Below are 7,918 nucleotides of genomic sequence, written 5' to 3'. Positions count from 1 at the left end.
CGCCCCAACACCGCCGCCGCCACACCCGCAATTGTTCAACATGGGGTTTGCGTCGGGAGTCACCGTCTCCTCGACGCAAACCCCTTGATCAACCCGCGTCTCGCGGGGGGGGTTAGAGGGGGCGGGGGTGGGGCTGGTCCAGGGGCATGGGGACCTGGAGGAAGGTTGCGCCACGCAGGTCCAGCCAGGCCCGGTCGGGGGCGCGGACCAGGCGGATCATCACCTCGCTGCAGTTCGGACAGCGGCCGATCAGGCCGGGGGCGTGGGACCAGACGTGCAGCCCGGCCATCGGGCCGGTCATGCCGCAGTTGTCGCAGCGCCCGGTGGCGGCGCTCACGTCCACCGCGAACAGCTCCCGCAGCGGCCCGTCGAGCATGTTGCCGTCCAGGTAGGACAGGTCGGTCATGGGGTCCTCCTCGCTGGTCACCCGGTGGGGCCGAAGCGTTCGGTCCGTACCCGCCGGGTCGGGTGGCCCAGCCCCACCAGCAGGTCCGCCACGGTCTCCACGAAGCCGGTGGGCCCGCAGACGTAGCAGAGCGGCTCCAGGTCGGGCGGCCAGCCGTGGCTGTTCACGTCGGCCAGGCCGATCCGGTGCGGCTCACCGCGCCAACCCTCCGGCGCCCGGCGGGTGTACACGTACGTCACGTCGAGGCCCTGGTCGTCGCGGGCCCGGCGGCGCAGCTCGTCGACGTAGAAGGCGTCCTCGGGGGTGCGGACCGAGTAGATCAAGCGGAACGGTGCCCGGCTGCCGGCGGCGCGGCGGGCCCGGACCATGGCCATCAGCGGCACCACCCCGGAGCCGCCGGCGATCAGCAGCACCGGTGCGCTCTCCTCGGTACGCCAGACGAACCAGCCGCCGACCGGCCCGCGCACCTCCACCGGATCGCCGTGCGCCCAGACGTCGGTCAGGTACGGCGACACCTCGCCGTCGGCCACCTTCTGCACGGTCAACTCGATCCGCTCCCCCTCCGCGGGCGCCGCGATCGAGTACGACCGGGCCGCCTGGTAGCCGTCCGGGGCGGTGAGCCGCACGTCCACGTGCTGCCCCGGCAAGTGCCCCGGCCAGCCCGGCACGTCCAGCACCAGGGTCTGGGCGCTCGGGGTCTCCACCCGCCGCTCGGCGAGCCGGGCCACCCGCCAGCTCAGCGGGGCGACCACCCGCCCGCCGGTGGTCGGCGCGCCCACCTCAGTCGCCCTGGTAGCGCTGCTCGCGCCACGGGTCGCCGTAGTCGTGGTAGCCGGCGGTCTCCCAGAAGCCGGGCTGGTCGTCGACGAGCAGCCGGATGCCGTTGACCCACTTCGCCGACTTCCAGAAGTAGAGGTGCGGCACGAGCAGCCGCGCCGGGCCGCCGTGTTCGGCGGGGAGCGGGCCATCCTCGTACGTGTGCGCCACCCAGGCCCGGCCGCCGCGCAGGTCGTCCAGGGGCAGGTTGGTGGTGTACCCGCCGTACGAGTGGACCAGCGCGTACCGGGCGGCGGTGTCGACCCCGTCGAGCAGCGTGTCGAGCGAGACGCCCTGCCAGTTGGTGTGCAGCTTGGACCAGCGGGTGACGCAGTGGATGTCCACCGTCGGCGTCTCCTGCGGCAGGCCCATCAGCTCGTCCCACGACCACCGGAACTCGGCGCCGCCCTCGGTGGTCAGCACGAACTCCCAGGTGTCCGGCGGCACCTTCGGCGTCGGGCCGGCGGAGAGCACCGGGAAGTCCTGGGTGAGGTACTGGCCCGGCGGCAGGGCCGGTTCGGCCGAGCGGGGCCGGCCCTGGAAGCCGGGCGACACGATTCCCACCGGTCAGTCGTACCACCTGCGGTGCGCCCGGGCGAGGGGTTCGGCCCGGAGCCGCCGCGGCGGGTGACCACCGCGGCGGCCCGGTTCGCCGGCTGTTGGAAGGGGGCCCCTTTACGACACCAGGCGTTAAGAAGGGGCCCTTCCTTACCGCTCGGCGACGACCTGGGCGTCGCCGAGCTCGCGGTGGCGGGTGGCGCGCAGGCTGGTCAGCGTGACGATCACCAGGACGCCGATGATGACGGCGAGCGAGGCCAGCGTGGGGATCTGCGGCACGCCGGGCCAGACGCCGTGCGCCCAGTGCAGGCCGAGCTTGAGGCCGATGAACGCCAGGATGATCGCCAGGCCGTAGCTGAGGTGCACCAGGCGGCTGAGCGCGGCGTGCAGCACGAAGTAGAGCGCGCGCAGGCCGAGCAGGGCGAACGCGTTGGTGGCGAAGACCAGGTACGGGTCCTCCGTGATGCCGTAGACCGCGGGCACCGAGTCGACCGCGAAGATCACGTCGGTGGCCAGCACGGCGACCACGACCAGGGCGAACGGGGTGAGCGCGCGGCGGGCGCCCTGCCGGACGGTCATCCGGGCACCGTGGTAGTCGTCCACCACGGGCATCAGCCGACGCAGCAGCTTCACCGACCGCATCGTGTTGATGTCGACCTCCTGCTCGTGCCCGGACAGGGCGTCGCGCAGCAGCTTGATCGCGGTGGCGACCAGGACGACCGCGAACAGCAGGAAGGCGAAGTCGAGGGTCTGCAGGGCGGCGGCGCCGAGCGCGATGAAGACCGCGCGGAGCACCAGCGCGCCGGCGATGCCGTAGAGCAGCACCCGCTGGGCGAGTACGGCGGGCACCGCGAACGCGGCCAGCAGCAGCATGAAGACGAAGAGGTTGTCGACCGACAGGGACTTCTCGACCAGGTAGCCGGTGAGGTACTGGACGCCCAGCTCCGACCCGTAGCGGGACCAGACCCAGGCGCCGAAGGCCAGCGGCAGGGCGATGTAGAACGCCGACCAGCCGAGCGCTTCCTTGATCGACACCTCGTGCGGCTTGCGGGTGACCAGGAAGTCCAGCACCAGCAGGGCGAGCACGCCGGCGATGGTGATCGCCCAGAGGCTAGGGGTGCCCACCGACGAGAGTTCACCGGCGGACAGGTATGACGATCCGGTCATGGAGCCTCCTCGAACACCGTGTCATGTTCGAGGTCTCCTTCACCCACCGATCGTGGGCAACCACCCGAGGCACGCCCGGGGCGTGCCGTACTGACCGGAATGGTTCGTGGGAAGTACTCCCCTCGCGCCGTCCAGGTTAGGCCAACCTCACCCCGGCCGCCAAGTCGCCGGCGACATGATTGCCCTGGTCAACAGCTGTGTGGACGGCGGGGCGTGGTGCCCGGCGCGGTGGGGTCCTATGGTGTCGCGATGAGCAACCAGGGGCCGCTGACCGGCGTACGGGTGATCGAGCTGGCCGGTATCGGACCCGGCCCGTTCGCCGCGATGATGCTCGCCGACCTCGGTGCCGACGTGGTCCGGGTGGACCGGGTGGGCGGGGCCGGCTTCGGCACCATCCCCGGCGACCTGCTGAACCGCAACCGCCGCTCGCTCGCCGTCGACCTGAAGACGCCCGAGGGGCGGGACGTGGTGCGGACGCTGGTCGCCGGCGCCGACGCGCTCATCGAGGGGTTCCGGCCGGGCGTCACCGAGCGGCTGGGCCTCGGCCCGGACGACTGCCTCGCCGCCAACCCCCGCCTGGTGTACGGCCGGATGACCGGCTGGGGGCAGGACGGCCCGCTCGCCCGGACCGCCGGGCACGACGTCGACTACCTGGCGTTGACCGGCGCGCTGCACGGCATCGGCCGGGCCGGCGAACGCCCGGTGCCGCCGATGAACCTGCTGGGCGACTTCGGCGGGGGCGGCATGATGCTGGCCCTCGGCATCGTCGCCGCGCTGTACGCGGTCCGCGCCGGCGCGCCCGGCCAGGTCGTCGACGCGGCCATCGTGGACGGCGTGTCGGTGCTGGCCACCCAGATCCATGCGCTGCGCCGGTTCGGCCTCTGGCAGGACCCGCGCGGGGTGAACCTGCTCGACGGCGGCGCACCCTTCTACGACACGTACGAGTGCGCCGACGGCCGGTACGTCGCGGTGGGCGCGCTGGAGCCGCAGTTCTACGCCGAACTGGTCCGGCTGACCGGCTTCCCGCTGGACGGCGACGAGGCGCCGGACCGCGACGACCCGGCGAACTGGCCGGCGCTGCGCGAGTCGTGGGCCCGGCTGTTCCGCACCCGTACCCGGGACGAGTGGACGGAGCTGCTGGCCGGCTCGGACGCCTGTGTGACGCCGGTCCTGGACTGGGCCGAAGCGCCCGAGCACCCGCACCTGGCGGCCCGGCGCACGTTCGTCGAGCACGACGGGGTCCCGCAGCCCGCCCCGGCGCCGCGCTTCTCCGCCACCCCCACCTCGGTCCGCCGGCCGGCCCCACCGGCCGGCGCGCACACCGACGAACTGCTGGCGGAGGCCGGTTTCGACGCGGACCGGATCGCCGCCCTGCGCGCCGCCGGTACGGTGGCCTGACTCCGCGGCCGGGACGCGCGGCCCGTTGGTCGACGCGATCCGCCGCGAGGCGCGGTGACCGGCGACCCCGGCACGGCGACCTGGCGCGGCATGAGTCGAGCCGAGCGGGGTCAGCGGCGGCGCGAGGTGGCCGGCGCCAGGGCCGGCTCCACCATGTCCCGGTAGTCGCGCGGCAGCTGCACCACCACGTCGTGGAACTCCCCGCTGGTGATCGCCTCGCGTAGCGCGGTGAACACGGCCCGGACCGCGTCCCGGGCGACGTTCTCGTCGCAGCCGGACCGCCGGGCCACCCGGGCGACGAACTCGGCCGCACCGAACCGGTCGGCCGCCTCGGTCCGCGGATGCGGCTTGAGCGCCTCCCAGAGCGGCTTCGGCAGCTGCGCGGCGAGATCGAGTACCTCACCGCCGGTCATCCGTTCGGAGAGGGTCTCCAGCGTGGCCCGGGTCAGCTCCGCCGCCCGCTCGTCGGAGGTCCCGGCGCGCCGGGCGACCTGCTCCACGAAGGTCCTGTACTGCATCGGTGGTACTCCCCTTCGGTGCGCTCCAGCCGACCGCCTACCCGGCCCGGCGGCCGGGAAACGGCGGCCGGATTTTCCGGCAGGCGCCGCGCGTGGCCGGCGGCCCGGTGGGTAAGCCGCGCCGGTCGTGACCGCATCTAGAGGCGCGAGGAGCCCACCCATGGCGAGTTACACGGACGTCCTCGACTACCTGTCCGCGCTGGACTATCCGGCCGGGAAGGACGACGTCATCCGCGAGGCCGAACGGGAGGGCGCACCGCCGGAGGTGTTGCAGGCGCTGCGGGCGCTCCCGCCGGTGGACTACGCCAACGGCAACGAGGTGGCCCGGTCGGCCGGCATCGACGCCGCACCCGAGGTCGGCCGCTCCCAGCGCGCGGCGCAGGCGCGGGACCGGCATACGCGGGTCTCGCAGCACCTGCGCGGCATCTGACACCACCGGTGCCGCGCCGGGCGCCTCACTCGGACGGGCACGTCCCGGCCGCCGTCCAGCTCGCCCTGATGGCGGTCGTCGGCGTGGTCTGCGGAGGGCTGGTCGGCCTGCTGATGACGCCGGTGCTGGCCCCGCTGGTCGGATGGGACGTCGCCGCGCTCAGCTGGCTGGTGCTGCAGTGGGGGCGGCTGTCCCGGCTGGACGCGGCGCGAACCGCCCGACTGGCGAAGCGGGAGGACCCTAACCGGGCGGTACGGGACGTCCTGCTGCTGAGCGCCTGCCTGGCCAGCCTGCTGGCGGTCGCCGTGGTGCTCACCAGCGCCCACACCGTCGCCGCCGGCCTGCTCCGCGACCTGTACGGCGGGCTCGGCGTGCTCAGCGTGGTGCTCTCCTGGTTCGTGGTGCACACCGTCTTCACCACCCGGTACGCCCGGCTGTACTACAGCGGCGAACCCGGCGGGATCGACTTCCACCAGGCCGAGCCGCCCTGCTTCGCCGACTTTGCGTACCTGGGGTTCACGGTGGGCTCGACCTTCCAGGTGTCCGACACCGACCTGTGCAGCTCCGAGGTGCGACGGACCGTGCTGCGGCACGCCCTGCTGTCGTACCTGTTCGGTGCGGTCATCATCGCCGCGACGGTGAACCTCCTGGCCGGCCTGGCGGCGTGAACGCCGCAGACAGGCGGGCGCCCCGGGTCACGAACCGCGACCTGGGGCGCCACGCAGCACCTGTCCCTGCCGGTCCGCGCCCGAACCGGGTCGCGACCGCCAGGCGGTGGATGTTCGCCCGAACCGGGCGGGCATCGCTGCCACGATCATCATACGACGGGGTATCAGCCGAACGGGTGACTATCGCGAAATTGTGGCCAGCGACGCACCCGGGCTCAGCCGGTCAGCTCCGCGTACCGCTTCTCCAGGTCCACCCTGGCCAGTGCCCCGACCAGCCAGGCCAAGCGCTCGGACTCGCCGCTGCCGGCCAGGCCGGCCAGGTCGTCCGCGGACCGGCCCAGGCCCAACCGGCGCGCCGCCGTGAGGGCCCGCCGATCCGCCACCGGCGCCACCTCGCGCCACACCGCCTGCGCCTCGCGTAGGAACAGGTCGGTCACCTCGTCGTCCACCCCGGGCAGCGCGGTGAGCAGCCGCCGCTCCCGAGCCGGGTCCTGGTGCGCCTCCGTACGCAGCCGGCGCAGGTCACCCCGGTACCGGTCGACGATGGTGCGGGCCAGATCGCCCAGGGCGTCCGCGAGCGCCGCCACGTCGCCACGCTGCCCCGCCGCCCGCAGCACCCGTACCCGGTCCTCGTGCAGCGAGCGGGCCATCCGGGCGGCGCTGTCCCAGCCGGCGTCCCGCAGGGCCGTGGCGGTGTCGACCGCCTTGCGGAAGTCGCCGCGTCGGGCCAGCAGAACGGACAGGTAGAGCACCTGGAACAGGTGGGACGGGTTGTTGGTGACCCGGAATCCGTACCGTTCGGCGAAGCCCCGGCCGTCCCCGGCGAGCCGGCGGACCAGCCGCTTCTTGTCTTCGATGCTGGAAATCGCAGTCGTCGGCATGCCCCGCGTCTACCCGGGGCCGGGGCGGGCATTCAGCCCAGGACGCCGCCCCGCCGGTCGCGCGCCTTGAGCCGGGTGGTGGGCAGCTCCGGGGCCGGCAGCGGCGGCGCGGGATCATCGGCCACCGTGCCGAACCGCCGTCCCGCCATCCAGTCCTCCCGGGCCGCGGCGACCTCCTCGTGCGAGCGGCCGACGAAGTTCCACCACATCACCAGCGGTTCCTCGAACGGCGTGCCGCCGAGCAGCAGGAGCCGGCTGCCCGGGGTGGCGTGCACGGTCACGCTGTCCCGGCCCGCGCCCAGATAGAGCAGGGCGCCCACCGCCAGTGACACGCCGTCCACCTCGGCGGCCCCGGACATCGCCAGCAGCCCATACTCGAAGTCGCGGCGCAGCGGCAGCGTGGCCGGCGCCGGGCCACGGACCTCGAGCTGCGCGCCGACCAGCGGGGTGTGCACCACCGCCGGGGACCGCTCGCCGCCCACCTCGCCGACCAGCAGGGTGACGTCCAGGTCGCCGTCGCGCCAGCGGGGCAGCGCCGCGTGGTGGGAGAAGTCCGCCGCCCCGGCGCGCGCCGGGTCCGGCAGCGCCACCCACAGCTGTACGCCGTGCATCAGCGGCGGGTGCGCCGCCGGGGACCGCTCAGAATGGGCGATGCCGTGCCCGGAGGTCATCACGTTGAGCTGCCCGGGCCGGATCGGCTGGACGTTGCCCAGGCTGTCCCGGTGCAGGATCTCCCCGTCGAGGAGCCAGGTCACCGTCTGCAACCCGGTGTGCGGGTGCGGCGGCACCTCCATGCCCGGCCGCTCCGCGACGTCGTCCGGTCCGAAGTGGTCGACGAAGCACCAGGCGCCGACCATCCGCCGCTGCCGCTGGGGCAGCAGCCGCCGCACCGTGGTGTAGCGGCCGAGCGGCACATCGTGGCCGGGCAGCAGCACGCTGGCCTGCTCGGCGGGGGCGGCGCCGGGCGGGAGGGTCTGCGCGGGCAGGGATTCGGTACGGTCCACCGCCCGACTCTACGCTCAGCCCTCCGCGGCGGTCACCGCGTTCGCCCCGGCGGATCAGCTCGCCGCTCCCCG

General features: G+C 73.8%; 10 protein-coding genes. 3 read left to right on the top strand and 7 right to left on the bottom strand.

Going from position 1 to position 7,918, the window contains the following annotated elements; genetic code table 11:
* Positions 1-112 precede the first annotated feature (112 nt).
* The 4 genes from ACWEVO_RS22880 to ACWEVO_RS22865 form a co-directional block, all read right to left on the bottom strand.
* Positions 113-406, bottom strand: coding sequence for a DUF6510 family protein (locus tag ACWEVO_RS22880; protein WP_452309568.1), 294 nt, complete (start codon positions 404-406; stop codon positions 113-115).
* Positions 407-423: 17 nt separating this feature from the next.
* A complete protein-coding gene (locus ACWEVO_RS22875) occupies positions 424-1,185 on the bottom strand; it encodes a ferredoxin reductase (RefSeq protein ID WP_452309567.1) in 762 nt (253 codons plus the stop codon).
* Between the two features lies 1 nt (position 1,186).
* Entirely contained in the window at positions 1,187-1,777 is a 591-nt protein-coding gene (locus ACWEVO_RS22870) for a sulfite oxidase-like oxidoreductase (protein ID WP_452309569.1), read from the bottom strand.
* 153 nt (positions 1,778-1,930) lie between these two features.
* Entirely contained in the window at positions 1,931-2,947 is a 1,017-nt protein-coding gene (locus tag ACWEVO_RS22865) for a TerC/Alx family metal homeostasis membrane protein (protein ID WP_452309566.1), read from the bottom strand.
* Positions 2,948-3,196: 249 nt separating this feature from the next.
* On the opposite strand from ACWEVO_RS22865, the gene ACWEVO_RS22860 reads away from it, so the two are divergent.
* Positions 3,197-4,345 (top strand): CaiB/BaiF CoA transferase family protein, encoded by a 1,149-nt coding sequence (locus tag ACWEVO_RS22860; RefSeq protein ID WP_452309565.1) that lies wholly within the window; start codon positions 3,197-3,199, stop codon positions 4,343-4,345.
* A 110-nt stretch (positions 4,346-4,455) separates the two neighbouring features.
* Here ACWEVO_RS22860 and ACWEVO_RS22855 read toward each other — a convergent pair whose 3' ends face one another.
* Positions 4,456-4,863, bottom strand: coding sequence for a DUF2267 domain-containing protein (locus ACWEVO_RS22855; protein ID WP_452309564.1), 408 nt, complete (start codon positions 4,861-4,863; stop codon positions 4,456-4,458).
* 160 nt (positions 4,864-5,023) lie between these two features.
* On the opposite strand from ACWEVO_RS22855, the gene ACWEVO_RS22850 reads away from it, so the two are divergent.
* Both ACWEVO_RS22850 and ACWEVO_RS22845 read left to right on the top strand, forming a co-directional pair.
* Positions 5,024-5,293, top strand: a complete 270-nt coding sequence (locus tag ACWEVO_RS22850) for a DUF2795 domain-containing protein (protein ID WP_452309563.1) — start codon at positions 5,024-5,026, stop codon at positions 5,291-5,293.
* A gap of 8 nt (positions 5,294-5,301) precedes the next feature.
* Positions 5,302-5,961 carry a DUF1345 domain-containing protein gene (locus ACWEVO_RS22845; RefSeq protein ID WP_452309562.1) on the top strand — a complete coding sequence of 220 codons (660 nt, stop codon included), beginning with the start codon at positions 5,302-5,304 and terminating at the stop codon, positions 5,959-5,961.
* A gap of 215 nt (positions 5,962-6,176) precedes the next feature.
* Here ACWEVO_RS22845 and ACWEVO_RS22840 read toward each other — a convergent pair whose 3' ends face one another.
* The gene (locus ACWEVO_RS22840; protein ID WP_452309561.1) at positions 6,177-6,842 is read right to left on the bottom strand and encodes a hypothetical protein; all 666 of its coding nucleotides are present in this window, start codon (positions 6,840-6,842) and stop codon (positions 6,177-6,179) included.
* Positions 6,843-6,874: 32 nt separating this feature from the next.
* The gene (locus ACWEVO_RS22835; RefSeq protein ID WP_452309560.1) at positions 6,875-7,846 is read right to left on the bottom strand and encodes a pirin family protein; all 972 of its coding nucleotides are present in this window, start codon (positions 7,844-7,846) and stop codon (positions 6,875-6,877) included.
* Positions 7,847-7,918: the final 72 nt, after the last annotated feature.

It is taken from the genome of Micromonospora sp. NPDC003776 (assembly GCF_053605645.1).
The sequence above is the reverse complement of the archived record's forward strand: the minus strand, read 5'-3'. Positions and strand labels throughout refer to the sequence as shown.